Source organism: Methanococcus mangrovi (genome assembly GCF_054506835.1).
On sequence record NZ_CP197114.1, the window covers coordinates 932,981 to 952,274 of the forward strand.

Below are 19,294 nucleotides of genomic sequence, written 5' to 3' on the forward strand. Positions count from 1 at the left end.
AGTTTAATGAAAAAGCTTTTAATAATTTTCACAATTTTAATGTCAATATTTCCGGCATTTGGATCTGATTTAAGTGATACTTCATTTGAAAACTGTGTTAGCATTACTGCCCCAGCAGTTTCAGTAACTGATGAAGGCTACGTTGGAGCTGCAGTTGATATTGATGTAAAAGTGTCGAAAGGTGAAGGCCACGCGTACATGGACACGCTGCCGCTTACGGATATTGATATGCAAGGGTCAGCCAGAATTGCCTCAAAAGTAGCTTTTGACACTTGCGGGATAAGTCAGGACAGCTACGATGTTTACTATATTATAAGGTCGGATGTTCCAACAGTTGGGGGACCATCTGCTGGTGCAGTGCTCTCCGTTGCAACGATTGCAGCAATTAACAACTGGACACTAAATCAAAACGTCATGATGACCGGAATGATTGGGCCAGATGGAACCGTTGGCCCGGTTGGCGGAATACTTGAAAAAATCAATGTTGGGGCTGAAAAAAACGTCGATTATTTTCTCATACCCTATGGACAGCGCTATCAAATCGATGAAAATAATAATTCTGTTGATTGCGTTGAATACGGTAAAAACCTTGGAATTAACGTCATTGAAGTAAGTAACGTTTATGACGCGGTTTACTACTTTACTAATCATAAAATTAATGAAAACTACGAAAAAAACCCGATTATTGATGATAAATATAATAATATTATGGAAAAACTATCAGAAATTACCCTTGAAAGCGCCAAAAAAAGCCTTGATGATATCAATAATTTAGATTTATCAAAATTAAATTCTTCTGAAAAAGAAGAGTTTGAAGACGATTTAAAAACTGCTTCAAATCTTATTTACCTTGGAAATGAACTACATTCAAACAGCAATTATTATGCAGCAACTTCAAGAAGCTTTAACTCCCTTGTCATCCTTGAAACACTGCAGTCAAAATACAGTTACAGTGACAACGTTTCCGTTAAAAATTATCTCTCAGGGGTAAATGAAAGCATTAATGAAAAGAGGAATTTCCTTTCAAATGTAACATTAACAAAAAATAATGTAGAATATGTATTTTCAGCCAAAAGCCGGGTATATGAAGCATCAGAATTAATGGATGAAGCATTTTACCAGTTTGAAGAAGAAAATTTAAGTTCTGCAATTGAATATGCATCATATGCAAAATTAAGAGCTGAAACCGGAATCTGGTGGCTTGAGTTGGCACCCAAAGAAGAAAATCCCCAAAAAATTGATGAAAAAGACTTAAAATACCTTGCAAGAGAATACCTTGACAATTCAGAAATTGTTGTAGTCTATACCTCAACAGTTCTCTCGGAAGAACTCGCATCTTACCCTTTAACACAGATTGATGATTCAATCAAACTATATAATGAAAAAGAATACCTGCTTTCAATGTCGAAAAGTATTGATGCTTACGTTTATGCTACAACCCTTCTTGATTATGGTACAGATGTTGATTATCTCTCAAATTTGGCGCAAAAAAAGATAAATAAAGCTGAAAATTGCGTTTTAAGTACTGAAAATAATTCGGAATATATTCCGGTTTCTGCACTCAGCTACTTTGAATATGCAGAAAATTTAGACGATAAATATTCAAAAATTCTATATTTTAAATACTCAATAGCATACGCGCAGATGAATATGGACATTTTAAAAGAATTTGATAGTTCTGCCTTAAATTACAGTGAAGAAAACTTAACATCAAACTATTCAGAGAATTTAAATAGTTCATATTTTGGGTATGACTACAAAACCTGCCTTATAAATATCACGTACCTAATCACGGGCCTCGTTTCGGGCATTTTAATAGGTGTCGGGTATCGTAAAAATAATTAAATAGTTCTTTTGCATAATTTATCTTTGGATTATTTCTAAATTTTTTAAAATTATAACAATTATTTAACTTTAGTTAATATACGGTGATATTTATGGAATCTTACTTACACAGCAACGAAATCATTAAAAACTCATTAAAATCAATGAAACTGCCAAAAAAAGTGCGTGTTTTTGATACCACGCTACGAGATGGGGAACAGACTCCAGGAGTTTCTCTAATGCCTGACCAAAAAATAGATATTGCAAAAAATCTAAGCGAAATTGGTGTTGATGCAATAGAAGCAGGTTTTCCGGTTTCTTCAGAAGGTGAGCAGGAGTCCATTAAAAAAATAACGTCTATGGGGTTAGATGCAGAAATTTGTGGACTTGCAAGGGCCGTTAAAAAAGACATCGACATTGCAATCGACTGTGGAGTTGACAGTATTCACACATTTATTGCAACATCCCCCCTACATAGAGAATACAAACTGAAAATGAGTAAAGAAAAAATTATTGATACTGCTATCGAATCAATCGAATACATCAAAGAACACGGTGTAACCGTAGAATTTTCAGCAGAAGATGCAACAAGAACTGAACTCGATTACTTAAAAGAAGTTTATAAAAAAGCAGTTGAAGCTGGAGCTGACAGGATAAATGTTCCTGATACTGTTGGAGTCATGGTTCCAAACTCGATGTCTTACTTGATAAAAGAACTGAAAAAAGATATAAAAGTTCCAATATCAGTACACTGCCACAACGACTTTGGAATCGCTGTTTCAAATTCTGTCGCAGCAGTTGAAGCTGGAGCTGAACAGGTCCACTGTACCGTAAATGGCCTTGGTGAAAGAGCAGGAAACGCATCACTTGAAGAAACTGTGATGACATTAAACATGGTCTATGGAATAGAAACTAATGTAAACACCAAAATGCTTACAAAACTTTCAAAATTAGTTTCACATTATACGGGAATTAAAACACAGCCAAATAAAGCAATTGTTGGCGATAATTCATTTGCACATGAAAGCGGAATTCATGCTCACGGTGTTTTAGCAAATGCTCTAACTTATGAACCAATTGATCCAGAAATAGTTGGAAACAGGCGAAGAATTGTCCTTGGAAAACACAGCGGTGCTCACGCGATAAAATCAAAACTTTCTGAAATTGGCGTTGAAGTTGGAGAAACTGTCTCACAGGAACAGTTCTGCGAAATCGTTGAAAGGGTAAAAGCAATCGGCGATAAAGGAAAAATCGTGACAGATGCAGATGTAATGGCAATTACCGAAGACATTACCAAGAGAACTTTAAAATCTGAAAGAATAGTTGATTTAGAACAGTTTGCAGTAATGACTGGAAATAACGTGCTTCCAACTGCAAGTGTTGCATTGAAAGTAAGAGATAAAATTTATAAAACATCTGAACTTGGAGTTGGTCCTGTTGATGCTGCACTAAAAGCAATTCAAGCCGCAGTTGGTGAAAACATTCGATTAAACGAGTACAACATCAGTGCAATTTCTGGGGGAACCGATGCTATCGCGGAAGTTACAGTTAGACTTGAAAATCAAGAAAAAGAAGTTATTGCAAAAGCTACTGGTGATGACGTTGTTAAAGCATCAGTAGAAGCAGTTATCGATGGAATAAACAAACTCATGAGTTAATTCCATTATTACTTTTTTAAATTATTTAAAAAAATTAAGTTAAGTTTAAAAAATTAAATTAATGTAAGAAAAACAGCGGGATTGTAGAACATATCATTGCCAATCCAATAAATAATGCCACCAATTTTCTATTTTCCACAGTTCCCTCTCCTCAATTCTAAATAAGACTTCTTTTCTAATTTATTCGTACTTATATTTAAACTTTTCAGTAAATTTAAAAGTTCGTTAAGTGCCGCTTCCCGTTTTGAATCATTATCCACAACTTTCTCGATTTCAAGATAATTTCCAACACCGTCAACCTGGTCAAATGAAACTTCAATATCGTTGTTTTTATAAATTTTTCTTACCTTTCTAATCGGGTAAACTGGTTTAAATCCAAGTTTTTCAAAAATATTATGCATCAAATCCATGTCTAAAATTTCTACTTCTATTTCTTCCCTTGTTTTTGAAATTGCATCCAATTTTTTACCCTTATAAGTAACATATATTGTTCCTTCGTTTGAATCGAGATTTAAGGATTTCCTAATTCTAAGCGCTTCATCAGTTACCTGAAAATCCCTATCTATCCCGTTAAAATAGGTATCAACCTGTTCTTTTGTTTCCTTTTCTTCAAATCCCAAACTTATTAATTTTTCGAGTATTTTTTTAGAATCTTCGTCTTCCAAACTGACCTTTATCTCAACTTCAATCATAAAAGCACCACTTTATCAGTTATATCTTTTAAATTTTCTTTTAAATCATTAAATTCAAGATTTTCTATAACTAACCAAACCCTTACTTTACTTCCTTCTTTTTCAAGCGTTGTTGACAAAATATTGCCGTTTATTTCTGAAATTTTGGAAGATATACTTGCTAAAAGTCCTATTTTATCTTCTGCAACGATTTGAACTTTAATCGTAATTAAATTTATCTGTTTTTTCTTTAAAACGTATCTTCCTTCGTTTGTTAAAAAAACCCCTCCTGTTTTTCCCTTTTTAGTCTCGACAAACCCGAGATCTCTTAAGACTCTGATGTATCTATCGATATTTTTAGGGTGGGTTTCCAAAACAGCAGCAATTTCCCGGGTAGTGTTGTACTTTTCAAGCAGTGTAAGTATTTTTTCAGTGAGCCCGTCGATTATCATTATCTTTCCCAACGTATCAAATAACTTAAATAAAATTACACATCTATATACGAATATTCTTTTTCTTAATAGTATCTATTCATTATTCAGTAAAAAGGCGATAATCGTGCTCACCCATGTTGATGAAAATGGCGTAAAAATGGTCGATGTTTCTAAAAAAAAGGATGTCGAGCGAATTTGTACTGCGATTGGTTTTATAAAACTTAAAAAATCAACCATTGAAAAAATTACGAAAAAAGAGCTTATAAAAGGTGATGTTTTAACCACCGCACAAGTGGCTGGGGTTATGGCAGTTAAAAATACCTCAAATATTATTCCAATGTGCCACCCGCTTCCAATTGAATCAATAAAAATCAATTTCGAGATTTTTGAGGATAAAATAAAAGCAGAAGCGAGAGTAAAAGCAACGTACAAGACGGGAATTGAAATGGAAAGTTTAACCGGAGTTTCCGTTGCACTTTTAACAATTTGGGACATGGTAAAAGCAGTTGAAAAAGACGAATTTGGACAATACCCCGACACCCAAATTTACGGAATAGAAGTTACTGAAAAAATTAAAAAAGAATAAACAATTTTTGATTAAATTAAATATTGATTTTAAATCACCTTATCAAGCAATGACACTATATTCATTACAGGAATATCTTTTTTTAAGCCGTGTTCTGTTAGATATTTCTTTAAACTGTCTCTTATGTGGTATTCACAAAATGGACACACAGTAATTACATAATCTGCATCGGTTGCATAAACCATGTTTGCTTTTCTTTTACCGATTGCTTCAGCTACTTCAGGTTTTCCAGACCTTACTCCACCACCTGCCCCACAACACTGGTCAGGAATTTCCATTTCAATGAATTTTAATTTTGGAATGCTATTCAGTATTTTACGGGGTTCGAGGTATACTTTTTGACCGCGTCTAAGGTGGCATGGATCGTGGTATGTTACAGTAATATCTAATGGTTTGTAATCAATTAATCCAACTTTAACTAAAACTTCGGTAATATCCATTACTTTGAATTCTTTTTCTTTGTAATCGTTCTTTAAAGTGCTTCCACAACCTGCACACAAGGTAACTACTGAATCAATATTTAACTTATTAAAAATTTCAAGATTTTGTTTTTTTAAACTTTCTGAAATATCTGTTTGACCTGTCCTGATAAATGGGGAGCCGCAACAGACCTGATTTTTAGGAATAATTACTGAAACTCCGTGTGCATTTAAAACTCTTATTGCACTTTTTCCAATTTCCTGCAATCTAAAATCAACAAGACATCCTGTAAAAAATGCAACTCTCATTTTTTCATTTTCTACAATGTATTCATCTTCAACTTCTTCTAAAAATGAAGTTTCTTCTTTTGGAACTGACCTGTTTTGTGATAACACGTTTTTCCTGACTTCAAGATGGCTGTCTAAATTGTAACCTTTCTTAAATGTTTTTTCCCTCAATTTTTCAACTGCGTTGTGCACAATATCTATTTCTTTTGGGCAGACTTCAACACACCTTCCACAGGTCGTACAGTTGTAAATATTTTCATCGAATGCTTCTTTTTCCCGATCTAACTCATCTTTTGGGTCAAATGCAAATCTTGCAAGCTGTCTCATTAAAGTTGGTCCTGGATAATTTGAATATTTTCTTGCAGGACACATTGCAATACAACTTAAACAATCAATACACCCGCGGATTTTTTTTACATCTTTTAGCTCATCCGGATATATTTTCAATTCATCTAACTCTTTTTCGGTAATTTTCCCGTTCTTTTTTTGAATGTAGTTTCTAAGTGTTCCAATTTTTTTATAGTATGGTTTCCGGTCAACTACGAGGTCTGAAATTACATCAAAACCTTCGAGAGGTTCAATCACCATGTTATCTTCAACTTTGGTTTTACATGCAAGCTTTGATTTTTTATTAACCATTACTGCACAGCTCCCGCACTGCCCTGCTCTACAAGACGACCTGAATTGAATATTTTCGCCGTAATTTTTGTTTATATATTCAAGTGCATCTAAAACAGTGAGTCCCGCCGGAACTTCGAATTTTTTAAAGCCTTCTGTCTTTTTTACAGTAATTGTAAAAGTCTTCACAGGTATCACGCATAAATTTTAAAAATAAAAATTAACTCAAAAATTAATAAATCGTATTTAAAAATTATATGAAAATGGTATATAAAGAAATTGTTAAATTTTAAATTAAATTTTTTATAAAAAATGAAAAAAGAAAATTTAGAACATTCCGATAAGGCCAAGTACAAAGAGCGCGTACAAAAATATCAAAATTAAACCATCTGTTCTTGTAATTTCTGAGAAATAGTTTTTTGTAGATTTTAAATTTAATACGGTTTTTATTTTTTCCTTACTCATCAAAGCCATCAGTAAAAAGACCATCAAGATATTAACTGAGAGCTCAAATTTAACCGCAGGAATTTCGTGAATCATTGCAGCAAGCGCAAGTGCTCCAAACATGTTTGCAATGTTACTTCCAATCACGTTTCCAATAACGATTCCACCAAGTTTTTGCCTTGCTGCAGCAAATGAAACTGCAAGTTCAGGAAGCGACGTTCCAAATGCAACTATTGTAAATCCAATAATCTTTTCAGATATTCCAAAAGCGCTTGCAAGACCTTTTGCACCATCAACAAAAAAATTACTTCCAAAAATTACAAGCAAAAGCCCAACTATCAGGCAAAATATTGCTTTTTTAAAAGTTACACTTTTTTCATGCTCTTCATCGTCCATTTCACCAGATTTTATCGTGTATAACACGTAAACTAAAAGTAAAACGAGTAAAAATACACCATCAAAAAATGAAAACCCGTTGTAGCCAATTAACGTAAAAATTATCGTGTAAATTATGTATAAATAGCCGTTTTTAAGAACTGCTTTATTTTTAATAAATACTGACGAAATAATCAAACTTAAACCAAGCACAAGCCCGATATTTGCAATACAGCTTCCAAGAGCATTTCCAACTGCCAAATCAACTGATCCCGTAGATGCAGCATATGCACTTGTTACAATTTCAGGTAAGGACGTTCCAAATGCAACTATTGTAGCTCCGATTACAAAACTTGAGATGTTAAACTGTTTTGCAACCCTTGAAGCACCTAAAACAAACCAATCGCTACCATATGACAGCATGAATAAACCAACTGCTAAAAAAAGAACTGATTCAATAAGCATATTTTCACCATAAAAAAGAAAAACGTGTTTTAGTAATTTTATTAATAATACACTTGGTAAGATTTAAAGCTTTCTTCTGAATTCAAATTCTCAGAAAGACCCGTTCCGATACCGTATCCAAAACTGTATACCAAATCGTTAAAGTCCAACCCAAATAAACTAACTGATGAAGTTTCGCCGTATTCGTAAACATTGGGATTTGAAATGTTTCCTAATTTTGCAGCTACATTGATTGCATCGCCTTCTGTTCCTACCATATCCACAAGCCCGACTTTTTGAGCTTGAATTCCGCTGTATATTTTACCATCGGCAACTTCTAACGTTTTATTTATTGTCATGTTCCTGTTTTCAGCAACCCATGATACAAACAGGAAGTAGCTTTCATTTACCATAGATTCAAGCATTGCATGCTCTTCTTCGGTCATGGCTCTTGTTGGTGTTCCAATGTCTTTATATTTTCCACCAGTAATACTAGTTGTATTTATTCCAAGTTTTTCCATTAACCCGTAGTAGTGCATTATTTCCATTCTAACACCGATACTTCCAACAAGTGACTGTCTTTCTGCGACGATATAGTCAGTTGATGAAGCAGCCTGATATGCTGCAGACGCACCCATTGTTTCGATGTATGCAACAACAGGTTTTTTTTCAGAAACTTCTTTTATTTTTCGTGAAAGCTTTTCACTTGCAACGACTTCCCCACCCGGCGAATTTATTTTTATAAGTACTGCCTTGATATTGTCATTATTTTCTGCTTCGTCAAGCCATTCCACGTAATCATCTACTCCCGGCTGAGTAGGGCTAAAAAGTCCAGAATCTGAACTTTCAAGGGTTATTGTTCCATCTAAATTAATAAGTGCAATATTTCCCGAAGTCAGGCCGTCAGAAGATGCAAAAATTAAAAACCCGGCTATTAAACTTACAATTATAATAAATGCTGCGATTGAATAGTAATATATCTTTTTCAAAACTACCCCTCCAAAAAAATTAAAAAATAAGTTATAGTATCCTGTAACTTCCAGGATTTGGCTCGTAAATTTCCCCATCTTCTTTCAATTCAGATAAGACGTTATCAAGTTCAACATCTTCGAGTCCCAAATTATCAATTAAATCTTCATACGAAATCCCGTCATTTTCCCGTATGACATCCAAAACTCTATCTTTAATATCCAAATCCCCATAAAGGTCTTCTAAAGCTTCACTTTCAACTGAAAGTTCACTTGACATTTCATCCCGATTGTAAGTTATTGTTTCTTCGTCTTTTACGTAATTTCGAGTTTTTTCGATTTCTAAATTTCTTAGCTCAATCCATTTATCTTTATTATCATTTTTTTTGCTGTAAACTTCGAGTGCAACGTATCTTTCACCATTGTATTCCCCGATTCTTCCAATAATGTCTAAAAAGTCATTTTCTTCGACGTCTAATGATTTGTTTTCAAAATCTTTTACGGAAATTCCATCGAGTTCAAATGAAACGATATTTGATTTGTCGACATTCGTTACAGTTCCAAGTAACCTGACCCTGTGGATTCTTTTTCCATCCAAAATAAGTGATTTTTCAAAAATCTCGTTTTCTGCAAATTCTTCCGGGTGTATTTTGTATGCTACGTATCTAATCACGGTTCTCACCAAAGAATAATAATGTAGGTATAAATTTACGATTTAAAAAAATATAAGCTTAACTAAAAAAATAATTATTAAAATTTATAAATTATTCTTTTTTGTGTTCAACTTCTTCATCTTCGTTTATTATAACTCCGTTTCTCGTTCTTGGCGCAATGTCTTTAATCAGTCCAAGTATATCTTCATTTTCTTCGCAAATAAATTCAAGTTTTATTCCGCCGTGAACATCCTTATCAAAGTTTAAAATTCCTGAATACGCTGCCTGTTTGTTTATATAAAATTTCGTTGCATTTCCAACAATATTTCTTTCAAGAACGTTTCTTGCAGCATCCAGTATTGCCTGACTTCTAAGGAGCTCTTTAAATCTTGAAATATCTTTTGAAACTCCTGAATAAATATTTTCAGCAAGTTCCATTTCTGCATTATTAAATATGTTAGTTACTGCTTTTAAAACCTTATTTTCATCTTCAGTTGGTTTTACTTTTGTTTTTATCTTGATTATCATTTTATCATCCCTATTAAAGAAGAACGTTTTTCATAATGCTTAATGCTCTTTCAATATCTTCATATTTTGTAGCGTATGAAAATCTTACACTGTTTTCCCCATTTTTACCAAATGCAGAACCTGGAACACACAAAATTCCGTTTTGAATGAGTTTTGTTGCTACATCCATCCCGTTTCCATATTCGCTAACATCAGGGAAAATATAAAATGCCCCTTCTGGCTTTTGAACGTTAAATATTTCTTTCATTCCAAAATATATTAAATCTCTCCTTCTTTCAAATTCAGATACCATTTCTGAAACGCAATTTTGGTCCCCATTAAGTGCTTCAACTGCACCAAACTGTGCAAATGATGTTGCACATGCAAAGCCGTACTGGTGGATTTTCATCATGTTTTCGAGTATCTGGTATTTATTATCAAAATTTTCGTTTACTGCTAAATAGCCAACTCTCCAGCCGGTCATTGAATAAGCTTTTGAAAATCCATTAATTAAAATACAGTTATCTGTAAATTCCATTGCAGAATAGTGTTTTTTCCCATAAATTATCTTTTCGTATATTTCATCAGAAATTACACAGATGTTTTTTTCATCTGCAATTTCACAAATTCCTTTAATTTCTTCCTTTGTCATCACGCTTCCGGTCGGGTTTGATGGCGAATTTAAAACAATACATTTTGTTTTGTCAGTTATACTGTTTTTTACAGATTCTAAATTAATTCTAAATTTTTCATCTAAATCAATTGGAACCATTTTTCCTTCACAGAGTTCAGTTAGCCCTTTGTATGAAACAAAACCTGGATCGGGAATTAAAACTTCTTCACCGCGGTTTACAAGCGTAAATAATGAAAGCATGAGTGCTTCAGAAGCCCCGCATGTTGTAACGATATTTTTTTGTGAAACATCTATATTATTATCTTTTTTCAACTTTTCAGAAATTGCAGAAGTTAATTCAGGGATTCCTGCATTTGGAACGTAGTGCGTTTTTCCAGCATCAAGAGCCGATTTAGCAGCCTCTACGATATGTTTTGGAGTATCGAAATCAGGCTCTCCAATCCCGAGATTTATCGAGTTTTCTGTCGCCATGTTGAATATTTTACGAATTTCGGACTGTTCTGTTCCCAAACACCTTTCTGCAATCACAAAATCACCTTAGATAATTATATATAATCAAGAATTATAATGATTAATCATTATTATTACTGTTGTTGATATTATATATGTAATGTATCCGGTTTACTCGTTTAAATTATTGGTGAATCCAGATTAGATGGTAATTGTATTAATAATAACATCTAAACTTTAAAAAAATCTTTAATATAATTGGTGAATTCATGTTTGACGATATTGTACTAATAATTGCGTCTATTGGGATATTGTTAGCATCATTTAGGCTCTGGGTTGAAAAAGACCGTGAAAAAATGGTTTATGCAAGGCTCCATATCACGGGAGTTATCGATATTGCATGTATCGTGATATTGCTTGTATTTAAACAGTATTTGCTTGCTTTAACGTATTTGGTGTTAGTTCCATTCTCAGCACATGCAATAGCTAATGCAGATTACTTTGATGAATTAAAAAAGCAGTAAGGTGTAAAAATGAGTATTTATATTGATTTTTTAATAATGGCACTCGTTTTAATGTCGTACATCGGTGCTTTAATTCAAAAAGACTTAATTAAATGTGTTGTTTTGACAGGACTTGGCGGACTTGGACTTGCGTACCTTTTCAGCTCTTTACTTGCACCGGATGTTGCGTTAACAGAAGCAATTTTGGGTGGCGCCGTTTTACCTGCATTTTTCGCATTTACAGTTAGAAGAACACAAAGACTTGATGAATAAATTAAAAATATAAAACTTTAAAATTTTTTAAAAAGTTTGAAAAAAAGAAACTTCTATTTTTATTATTTTTTGTGATATATTCCACTGTACGTTCCATTTCCATCCTTAACTTCAGAAAAAACAATCTGTGCAATTTTTGCATATTTATACATTGTCACAGGATTCATTACGTGCATTAAATAGCTTGCATAACCTTCGTATCCAGGATCGTGTACTGCAGTATAAAGTGTTACCCCCATTCTAAGAAGCGTACTTCTTGGATATGCAAAACCAGCCATGTTTTCAGGAATATTCATCTTTTCTTTAATTTTTACAATATATATTCCGCATTCAAGGTCGATTTTTTCATCCTTTTCTGAATCAAAAATTAAAACATGCTCTGGAAGCACCCTTTTTTCATTTGAAAAATCAATTGCTCCTTTTCCTTCAATTTTGTAAATTTTATCGAGTTTTAAGTCAACACCGCACTGCTGGAGCTGGCCTTCTTTTAAATCAGATAAAAAATCTTTTGTGATATTTGGTCCAATTATCATGTTAATTCCTCTTTTTAGTAATTACGATTTCGTCCTTTTTATAAACGAAACTTTCCTGTTCAATATCCCTGTCAATTAAGCAGTTTGCGCCAATTAACGAATTGCTGCCAATTTTAACACCTGGCATGAATGAAACCTGAATTCCGGTTTTTACGCAATCTCCAATTATTGCTCCAAGTTTTCTAACACTTTTTATCATATTTCCTTTGATATTTACGATTACAGGCTTATCATCAAACCTCAAATTTGCAGTTATCGTGTTGCATCCAAAATTACAGTTTGCGCCAATTATACTGTCTCCAACGTAAGAAAGATGCGGAATTTTCGTGTTTTCAAATATAATACTTCCCTTAATTTCAGAAGAATTTCCAACAAATGTATTTTTCATCAGAACCGTATTTGGACGGATATATGCTAAGGGTCCAACAATCGAACCTGATTTAATAATTGCTGGCCCTTCAATTACTGAATTTGGTTTTATTACTGCACCTTCTTCAATTATAACGTTTCCAGTAATCGATACATTGTTTTCGATTTTTCCAGAAACTTTTGAAATTATTTTATTTAAAAAGTGATTATTTGCACTTAAAACATCCCATGGATGACCAATATCGTTCCAGTATCCTTTTAACTCAACACCGTGAAGTTTTCCGTTTTCAATTAGTTTCTTCAAAGCATCAGTCAACTCGATTTCTCCACGTTCTGATGGAGCAAGATTTTCTAAAATTCCAAATACACTGTTTTGAAATTTATAAATTCCTGCATTAATAAGATTTGAAGTTATTTCTTCTTTTTTTGGTTTTTCAAGCAAAGTTATTACTTTATTATCATATCCAAGTTCGATTACACCAAAATTTTCAGGATTGTCTACTTTTGATAAGCTAACTGCATTTTCATAAGCTAAAATTTCTTCAATATTATCTTCAAAAAGTATGTCCCCATTTAAAACTAAAAAATCGCCGTTTATGAAATTTTTAGCAGCTAAAACCGCGTGTCCTGTTCCAAGCTGTTTTTCCTGTAAAATATATTCAATTTTTGGGTTTTCCTTAAAATATTCAATAATCTTTTCTTTTTCATATCCTACAACAAGATATATTTTTTCAACGTGGTTTTCAATTTTTTCGATAATATGTTCAAGTATGGGTTTTCCCGCAATTGGAATCATCGGTTTTGGGCGTGATTCTGTTATTGGACATAATCTGGTTCCTTTTCCAGCACATAATACTATCGCATCCATATTACCACCCTAATTTTCAGATATTCCTGATTTAACCATTGAAATTCCTGTTTCCATCAATTCTTTTGCAAAATCTTCATCTTTTGCTTCAACCCTAACTCTAACGTAGCTTTCGGTTCCAGAAGGCCTTATTAATATCCAGCCTTTTTCAAACGAGAATCTAACCCCATCAAGAGTTTCAGGTTTCTTTTTAAATATTTTTTTGCCTTCTTTTGAGACGTAATCCATTACGTTTTGTTTTAAATTATCCGGGCACGATATTTTTTCACGCATGTTGCAGTATGATGGAACTTCGTCAATAATTTCGTACAATTTTTTACCGTAAAATTCCATCATTTCTAAAACTCTGAGTCCTGAAAGAATACCATCGGGAGTTAAATGAATATCCCTGTGTATCCACGTTCCAGAAGGTTCCCCTCCAAAAATGGCGCCTGTTTTTTCAAGTTCTTCAGCTACCGCAACATCACCAATCTTGGTTCTTATTACTTTGGCCCCAAATTCGTTTAAATATTCATCGATTGCCATTGAAGCGTCAACAGTTGTGACAATTTTGTCGGCACCTGTTTTTTGAACGATATATTTACAAAATGCGGCTAAAAGCTTGTCAAAATCAGTAACTCTTCCAAGTTCATCGATTGCAATCATCCTGTCAGCATCGCCATCGTGTGCAATCCCGATATAATTTCTGCCGTTTGAATTTAATCCTTTTACAATATCAACGGTTTCTTTTAAGTTTTTTTCATTTGGCTCAGGCATCCTGCCAACAAATCTTCCGTCACAGTGCGAATTTACAGAAATTACCTTGCATCCAGCTTCGGTAAATATATTTGGAGAGACAATGCACCCTGCTGCATTTGCACAGTCAACAACAACATTAAAATTTGTTTTTATATCTAAATTTTGTAAAATGTAGTCGAAATACTTTTTAACCGCAGTTTTGTCCTCTAAAACACTGCCAATATTATCCCAAGCACATTCTTTAAAATCGCCGTTTTCGATTATTTTTTCGAGTTCTTCTTCCTGTTTTGGGTCAAATGCAGTCCCATTTTTATTAAATAATTTTATACCATTGTATTCAGGAGGATTGTGGGAAGCTGTAATCATAATCCCTAAATCATAGTCCCTTGCAGAGTATCCTAAAACTGGGGTTGGAACCATGCCAATTGTAGTTACATCACATCCGCCATTTAAAAGTCCTGCCGTAATTGCACTTTCAATTAAATTTCCAGTAGTTCTCGTATCCCTTCCAATTACTGCCTTTTTAAAATTCTTCGAAATTGCAAAACCAACCTTGTATGCAATTAACGGGTCTAAATTTTTCATTCGGATTCCGGAAGTCCCAAAAAGTTTCAAGATTTCACCAAGCACAAATTAACGCCTAATCTAATACTTTATATCCTTTTAATTAATCATACATATAAAGGATTTGATTTTTAGGGGTTTAAAATGTTATCGGATTTGATTTTTGAGATTGGAATGGAAACTAATAACGAAGAAATTTTAGATTTTTTAAATGTTTTGGATAGCATTTATAAAAATAAAAACGTGGAATGCAAAGAAAATACCCTAAAAAATTTAGGGATCGGAACAATTGAAAATGATCTTACACTTTACGGTAAAAATTACCCATTATTTAAAATGATTTATTATTTCAACGAAATTCCTCTTTTTAATTCTGAAAAAGAATCGATTTTATTTTTAAAAAATAATAATTTTAATTACTCAAAAACTTATTTGGAACTCAATAATTCTGAAAAAAAGAGATTAAAAGAATTAATTTTAAATTTTGCCGAAAATAAAGTTCCGGATGCATATAAACCCCTCGTAAAAGAGGTAATTTTTGGAGAAACTTATTATTTTTCAAAATACAATATCGAGTTGAAAGAATACGTTTCAAACTTAAATTCTGTTTACAAATTAAAAGAATATAATATTGTTAAAAATTGCATTTTGAAAAAAGAAATACCTCCAAAAAATTTAATTTTAAAATATAAAATGGACCTTTCAAAATCGATTAATCTGTTTAATAAACAATTAAATAACTCGAGAATTAGAAAATTTTCAATAGATTTTGATGGAAAAAATTTTGATTGCCAGTACATCTATTTAAAACAGTCATTATGGGACAAAATTCAGGGCTGGTTTTTTGGCGAAATTAATGGAATTCATTACCCGGCACTTGTAAATATTGCTTATAATAACCCAAAAATTGATTATTTGAAACCATTTTTTATTTTAAAGGATAATGAAAACGAAATAAATGTCACTGCAAGGGTTCCAAAACTTTTATATTTAAAATATGGCCTAACATTAAACCACATTAAATTAAATGGAAATCATACTTACTTTGGAAGATGGAATATTAAAAATTTTAAAAAATTTCTGGACGTGAAAGTTTGAAATCGATTATTTTAGCAGGCGGAAGTGGAACAAGACTTTGGCCGCTTAGTAGAGAATATTTCCCAAAACAGTTTATAAAATTTAAAAAATTAAACCAATCTTTATTTCAAAAAACGTTCGAAAGGAGTTTAAAACTCTCAAATGGTAATTTAGAAGACATCTGCATAGTAACGAATGAAAAGTATAAATTTTTAGTTTTAGGGCAGATCGAAGAATTAGGATTAAACTTTCCAGAAGAAAACATACTTATTGAACCGGTTGCTAAAAATACGCTTCCTGCAATATATTATGGCGTTAAACATTTTAAAAAGCACGGGGAATTTAATATTGCAGTATTTCCATCAGACCATTTAATAGAAAACGAAGAATTACTCCTTGAAACATTTTTAAACTCGGATAATTTAGCAAAAAAATACCTGCTAACTTTTGGAATAAATCCAAATAAACCCCATACTGGATACGGCTACATAAAACCTGGAGAAAAACATGAAAATGGAAATGTAGTTGAAGAATTTAAGGAAAAACCCGACTTAAAAACTGCTGAAGAGTATATTAAAGCAGGATACCTGTGGAATAGTGGCATGTTTTTATTAAATTCGGAACTCTTTGAAAATGAAGTTAAAATCTACGCGCCAGAATTATATAATGCATTTGAAAATTTTGAAAGTGAAGATATTAAAAAAATCTTTGAAATTATTCCAAATATTTCAATAGACTACGGAATAATGGAAAAATCAAAAATAGTTGCTGTTGTTCCCATAACAATTAAATGGAACGACCTTGGAAGCTTTGATGCATTTTACGATGAATTTGAAATTGATGAAAATAAAAATATAACTGAAAATGAAAATATCTGCATAAATTCAAGCGGAAATTTGATAAATACCGCGGATAAAAAAATAGTTTCACTAATTGGTATCGATGATGCCATTATCGTTGATACGAGGGACTCTTTATTAATATGTAAAAAAAATCAGTCTGAAAAAGTAAAAAACATTGTAAATATCTTAAAAACAAAAAATGACGAAAGAGCAGAATTTCACAAACGAGTTTACCGACCATGGGGAATTTATGAAATTTTAGAAGATTCGGAATTCTATAAAATTAAAAAGATTACCGTTCTTCCGGGAAAAAAATTAAGCTACCAGCTCCACCACCACAGGAGCGAACACTGGGTTGTTGTAAAAGGTATGGCAAAAGTTACTGTTGAAGGAAACGAATACTTTGTAAGAAATGGAGAAAGTACTTTTGTAAAATCCGGTTTAAAACATAGGCTCGAAAACCCCGGAAAATTACCTCTTGAACTTATAGAAATCCAGATTGGAGAATATTTTGAAGAAGACGATATAATAAGGTTTGACGATGAATGGGGAAGAAAATAATCCATTAGTTTCGGTTATAATGCCTAATTACAATAATGAAAAATATTTAGCTGAAGCTATCGAATCGATTTTAAATCAAACTTATAAGAATTTTGAGTTTGTTATAATCGACGATTGTTCAACAGATAACTCGTGGAATATAATCCAAAATTACGCTAAAAAAGATAATAGAATCAAAGAGTTTAGAAACGAACAGAACTTAAAAATTGTAAAAACAAGAAATAAAGGTTTTGAATTGATGTCCCTAAATTCAAAGTATATTGCAATTTTTGATAGTGACGATGTTTCAATGCCTGAAAGACTTGAAAAGCAAGTTAATTTCTTGGAAAAAAACTTAGATTACGGGTTGATTGGAAGTCATACTTTGATAATTGATGAAAATTCCAAAATAATTGGATATAGAAAATATGAAACAGATTTTAAAAAAATAATTAAAAATATGGTTAAAAAAAATCAGTTTGCACAACCTTCGGTAATGATTAAGAAATCAGTTTTAAACGAAGTTGGATATTACGATGAAGTTTTTGAAGTATGTGAAGACTACGATTTATGGTTTAAATTTGCAAATAATTATAAAATAGGAAATTTAAACGAAGATCTATTAAAATATCGAATTACTAAAACTCAAAGTAAATCGACCAAATTAAAAAAGACTTTGAGCCATACATTAAAAATTCAGAAAAAATGGCTTTTTAATAAAAAGTTTTTTAGTGTTTTTGGAGTAATTTATTATTGTTTAGGGTATTTAATGTATTTTTTACCCTCAAAATTTGTTTTAAAATTATTTAAGGTTTTGAATTACCGTGAAAACAAAATCGGGCTGGAAAAATGAAAAACGTATTAATCGGCTTAAACTTAGTATCTCTTTTTATTTTAAGCTACATTATTCCAAAGAAAAAAGGCCTCTTCCTTTTTGGTGATGGACATAAAGATTTTGCAGGCAATTCTAAATACCTATTTTTATATTGCAATAAACAAAAGAGGTTTGAATGCCATTATATAGTTGATAATTTTTCAAAAGTCACAGACCATAGTGGGCATTACCATTTTTTGTTAAATAACTCGATCAAAACTTTCTGGTTAATATTAAGGGCTGAATACCTATTTGTCAATGGTATGACTGGAGATTTAAGTATTTCACATTTTTTAGGAAGATTTAATGTAATTAATTTGTGGCATGGCGCCCCCATTAAAAAAATTATGTTTGATGACGAAAAAAGTTTTTTAGTACATCCTAAAAACATTATTGAATTTTTTATGAGAACTTTTTCATTGCTTGAATGTAAAATGATACATACAATTATCGCACCATCAGAATTCTGCAAGAAAAAGTTTCAAAGTGCATTTAAAAATAAAAATGTAGTTACTACAGGGTACCCCCGAGATGACATTTTTTTTGAAAAAACGGATGAATTAATCAGTTCAGTTCTTTCAAAATTAAATGTTCCAAAGGCCTCCAAAATTATATTGTATGCCCCAACATTTAGAGATACTGAATCAGATCTTTCACCATTTTCAGAAAATTTCTTGGAACAACTTAATCATTTTTTAAAAGAATACAATTATTATTTAATCGTTAAAAAGCATCCATTTACAAAAAATATGGATATAAAAAATTATGATAACATAATTGAAACAGGTCCAGAATTTTCAGATATCCAGGAGTTATTACTAATATCCGATATTCTAATCAGCGATTACAGCAGCGTTTATTTTGATTTTATGGTTCAGAAAAAACCAGTTATTAGTTATTTATATGACTTAGAGACTTACCTAAATAATAACAGAAATACTTATTTTAATATTGTCGATAAATTACCTGGACCTTTTGCATATACTGAAGAAGAATTATTGTATGTGCTTAAAAATCTTAAAATCTTGGTTAAGGATAATCATTATAAAAAAACATACATTGGAACATTGAATGAATTTAACGCTGCCTCTGATGGGAATTCTTCAAGAAAAATTATTGAATTACTAAAAAAGGGTTAAT

At 32.1% G+C, this 19,294-nt stretch carries 20 protein-coding genes; 9 read left to right on the top strand and 11 right to left on the bottom strand.

Annotation, left to right across the window (positions count from 1 at the left end; genetic code table 11):
* The first annotated feature begins 6 nt into the window (after positions 1-6).
* Both ACS5L2_RS04990 and ACS5L2_RS04995 read left to right on the top strand, forming a co-directional pair.
* Positions 7-1,845 carry a S16 family serine protease gene (locus ACS5L2_RS04990; protein WP_459200934.1) on the top strand — a complete coding sequence of 613 codons (1,839 nt, stop codon included), beginning with the start codon at positions 7-9 and terminating at the stop codon, positions 1,843-1,845.
* A 92-nt stretch (positions 1,846-1,937) separates the two neighbouring features.
* On the top strand, positions 1,938-3,482 hold the full coding sequence (locus ACS5L2_RS04995) for a 2-isopropylmalate synthase (protein WP_459200935.1): 1,545 nt from the start codon (positions 1,938-1,940) through the stop codon (positions 3,480-3,482).
* Between the two features lie 128 nt (positions 3,483-3,610).
* Here ACS5L2_RS04995 and cyaB read toward each other — a convergent pair whose 3' ends face one another.
* Both cyaB and ACS5L2_RS05005 read right to left on the bottom strand, forming a co-directional pair.
* A complete protein-coding gene (gene cyaB, locus ACS5L2_RS05000; RefSeq protein WP_459200936.1) occupies positions 3,611-4,174 on the bottom strand; it encodes a class IV adenylate cyclase in 564 nt (187 codons plus the stop codon).
* Positions 4,171-4,605: a hypothetical protein gene (locus ACS5L2_RS05005; protein ID WP_459200937.1), complete on the bottom strand. Its 435-nt coding sequence runs from the start codon at positions 4,603-4,605 to the stop codon at positions 4,171-4,173. Before ACS5L2_RS05005 ends, cyaB begins: the two co-directional genes overlap by 4 nt.
* 106 nt (positions 4,606-4,711) lie before the next feature.
* On the opposite strand from ACS5L2_RS05005, the gene moaC reads away from it, so the two are divergent.
* Positions 4,712-5,173, top strand: coding sequence for a cyclic pyranopterin monophosphate synthase MoaC (gene moaC, locus ACS5L2_RS05010; protein WP_459200938.1), 462 nt, complete (start codon positions 4,712-4,714; stop codon positions 5,171-5,173).
* 29 nt (positions 5,174-5,202) lie between these two features.
* Here moaC and tfrB read toward each other — a convergent pair whose 3' ends face one another.
* The 6 genes from tfrB to ACS5L2_RS05040 all read right to left on the bottom strand — a co-directional run bounded on the left by tfrB (position 5,203) and on the right by ACS5L2_RS05040 (position 11,051).
* Complete coding sequence (gene tfrB, locus ACS5L2_RS05015) at positions 5,203-6,687, bottom strand: fumarate reductase (CoM/CoB) subunit TfrB (RefSeq protein WP_459200939.1); 1,485 nt, start codon at positions 6,685-6,687, stop codon at positions 5,203-5,205.
* A 138-nt stretch (positions 6,688-6,825) separates the two neighbouring features.
* Positions 6,826-7,782 carry a calcium/sodium antiporter gene (locus ACS5L2_RS05020; RefSeq protein ID WP_459200940.1) on the bottom strand — a complete coding sequence of 319 codons (957 nt, stop codon included), beginning with the start codon at positions 7,780-7,782 and terminating at the stop codon, positions 6,826-6,828.
* 41 nt (positions 7,783-7,823) lie between these two features.
* Positions 7,824-8,750, bottom strand: a complete 927-nt coding sequence (sppA, locus tag ACS5L2_RS05025; protein WP_459200941.1) for a signal peptide peptidase SppA — start codon at positions 8,748-8,750, stop codon at positions 7,824-7,826.
* 31 nt (positions 8,751-8,781) lie between these two features.
* Positions 8,782-9,399, bottom strand: coding sequence for a winged helix-turn-helix domain-containing protein (locus ACS5L2_RS05030; RefSeq protein ID WP_459202615.1), 618 nt, complete (start codon positions 9,397-9,399; stop codon positions 8,782-8,784).
* Between the two features lie 94 nt (positions 9,400-9,493).
* Complete coding sequence (locus tag ACS5L2_RS05035; protein WP_459200942.1) at positions 9,494-9,910, bottom strand: RNA-binding domain-containing protein; 417 nt, start codon at positions 9,908-9,910, stop codon at positions 9,494-9,496.
* Positions 9,911-9,923: 13 nt separating this feature from the next.
* Complete coding sequence (locus tag ACS5L2_RS05040; RefSeq protein ID WP_459200943.1) at positions 9,924-11,051, bottom strand: pyridoxal phosphate-dependent aminotransferase; 1,128 nt, start codon at positions 11,049-11,051, stop codon at positions 9,924-9,926.
* A gap of 191 nt (positions 11,052-11,242) precedes the next feature.
* On the opposite strand from ACS5L2_RS05040, the gene ACS5L2_RS05045 reads away from it, so the two are divergent.
* Together ACS5L2_RS05045 and ACS5L2_RS05050 are read left to right on the top strand one after the other, a co-directional pair.
* A complete protein-coding gene (locus tag ACS5L2_RS05045; protein ID WP_011171017.1) occupies positions 11,243-11,497 on the top strand; it encodes a cation:proton antiporter in 255 nt (84 codons plus the stop codon).
* Positions 11,498-11,506: 9 nt separating this feature from the next.
* Positions 11,507-11,749, top strand: a complete 243-nt coding sequence (locus tag ACS5L2_RS05050; protein WP_011171018.1) for a DUF4040 domain-containing protein — start codon at positions 11,507-11,509, stop codon at positions 11,747-11,749.
* A gap of 62 nt (positions 11,750-11,811) precedes the next feature.
* On the opposite strand, the gene ACS5L2_RS05055 is transcribed toward ACS5L2_RS05050, so the two are convergent.
* From ACS5L2_RS05055 to glmM, 3 genes are read right to left on the bottom strand one after another with little or no spacing between them, the layout of a single operon-like run.
* The gene (locus tag ACS5L2_RS05055; protein ID WP_011171019.1) at positions 11,812-12,282 is read right to left on the bottom strand and encodes a deoxyuridine 5'-triphosphate nucleotidohydrolase; all 471 of its coding nucleotides are present in this window, start codon (positions 12,280-12,282) and stop codon (positions 11,812-11,814) included.
* A gap of 1 nt (position 12,283) precedes the next feature.
* Positions 12,284-13,519 carry a bifunctional sugar-1-phosphate nucleotidylyltransferase/acetyltransferase gene (gene glmU, locus ACS5L2_RS05060; protein ID WP_459200944.1) on the bottom strand — a complete coding sequence of 412 codons (1,236 nt, stop codon included), beginning with the start codon at positions 13,517-13,519 and terminating at the stop codon, positions 12,284-12,286.
* Between the two features lie 9 nt (positions 13,520-13,528).
* Positions 13,529-14,872 (bottom strand): phosphoglucosamine mutase, encoded by a 1,344-nt coding sequence (gene glmM / locus ACS5L2_RS05065; protein WP_459200945.1) that lies wholly within the window; start codon positions 14,870-14,872, stop codon positions 13,529-13,531.
* Between the two features lie 93 nt (positions 14,873-14,965).
* Between glmM and ACS5L2_RS05070 the strand changes: the two genes are divergently transcribed.
* From ACS5L2_RS05070 to ACS5L2_RS05085, 4 genes are read left to right on the top strand one after another with little or no spacing between them, the layout of a single operon-like run.
* A complete protein-coding gene (locus ACS5L2_RS05070; RefSeq protein WP_459200946.1) occupies positions 14,966-15,919 on the top strand; it encodes a hypothetical protein in 954 nt (317 codons plus the stop codon).
* On the top strand, positions 15,916-17,301 hold the full coding sequence (locus tag ACS5L2_RS05075) for a mannose-1-phosphate guanylyltransferase/mannose-6-phosphate isomerase (protein ID WP_013999514.1): 1,386 nt from the start codon (positions 15,916-15,918) through the stop codon (positions 17,299-17,301). Before ACS5L2_RS05070 ends, ACS5L2_RS05075 begins: the two co-directional genes overlap by 4 nt.
* On the top strand, positions 17,282-18,133 hold the full coding sequence (locus tag ACS5L2_RS05080; protein WP_459200947.1) for a glycosyltransferase family 2 protein: 852 nt from the start codon (positions 17,282-17,284) through the stop codon (positions 18,131-18,133). The genes ACS5L2_RS05075 and ACS5L2_RS05080 overlap by 20 nt, the downstream gene beginning before the upstream one ends.
* Complete coding sequence (locus ACS5L2_RS05085) at positions 18,130-19,293, top strand: CDP-glycerol glycerophosphotransferase family protein (protein ID WP_459200948.1); 1,164 nt, start codon at positions 18,130-18,132, stop codon at positions 19,291-19,293. Before ACS5L2_RS05080 ends, ACS5L2_RS05085 begins: the two co-directional genes overlap by 4 nt.
* The last annotated feature ends 1 nt before the right edge of the window (position 19,294 follow it).

What these genes read in the sequence shown, in the direction of transcription:
- ACS5L2_RS05080 (WP_459200947.1), top strand. Translation starts at nt 17,282, where the DNA reads ATGAATGGGGAAGAAAATAATCCATTAGTTTCGGTTATAATGCCTAAT.
- ACS5L2_RS04995 (WP_459200935.1), top strand. Translation starts at nt 1,938, where the DNA reads ATGGAATCTTACTTACACAGCAACGAAATCATTAAAAACTCATTAAAA.
- cyaB (WP_459200936.1), bottom strand. Translation starts at nt 4,174, where the DNA reads ATGATTGAAGTTGAGATAAAGGTCAGTTTGGAAGACGAAGATTCTAAA.
- ACS5L2_RS05055 (WP_011171019.1), bottom strand. Translation starts at nt 12,282, where the DNA reads ATGATAATTGGACCAAATATCACAAAAGATTTTTTATCTGATTTAAAA.
- ACS5L2_RS04990 (WP_459200934.1), top strand. Translation starts at nt 7, where the DNA reads ATGAAAAAGCTTTTAATAATTTTCACAATTTTAATGTCAATATTTCCG.
- ACS5L2_RS05045 (WP_011171017.1), top strand. Translation starts at nt 11,243, where the DNA reads ATGTTTGACGATATTGTACTAATAATTGCGTCTATTGGGATATTGTTA.
- ACS5L2_RS05085 (WP_459200948.1), top strand. Translation starts at nt 18,130, where the DNA reads ATGAAAAACGTATTAATCGGCTTAAACTTAGTATCTCTTTTTATTTTA.
- ACS5L2_RS05070 (WP_459200946.1), top strand. Translation starts at nt 14,966, where the DNA reads ATGTTATCGGATTTGATTTTTGAGATTGGAATGGAAACTAATAACGAA.
- glmU (WP_459200944.1), bottom strand. Translation starts at nt 13,519, where the DNA reads ATGGATGCGATAGTATTATGTGCTGGAAAAGGAACCAGATTATGTCCA.
- ACS5L2_RS05035 (WP_459200942.1), bottom strand. Translation starts at nt 9,910, where the DNA reads ATGATAATCAAGATAAAAACAAAAGTAAAACCAACTGAAGATGAAAAT.
- ACS5L2_RS05020 (WP_459200940.1), bottom strand. Translation starts at nt 7,782, where the DNA reads ATGCTTATTGAATCAGTTCTTTTTTTAGCAGTTGGTTTATTCATGCTG.
- ACS5L2_RS05050 (WP_011171018.1), top strand. Translation starts at nt 11,507, where the DNA reads ATGAGTATTTATATTGATTTTTTAATAATGGCACTCGTTTTAATGTCG.
- ACS5L2_RS05005 (WP_459200937.1), bottom strand. Translation starts at nt 4,605, where the DNA reads ATGATAATCGACGGGCTCACTGAAAAAATACTTACACTGCTTGAAAAG.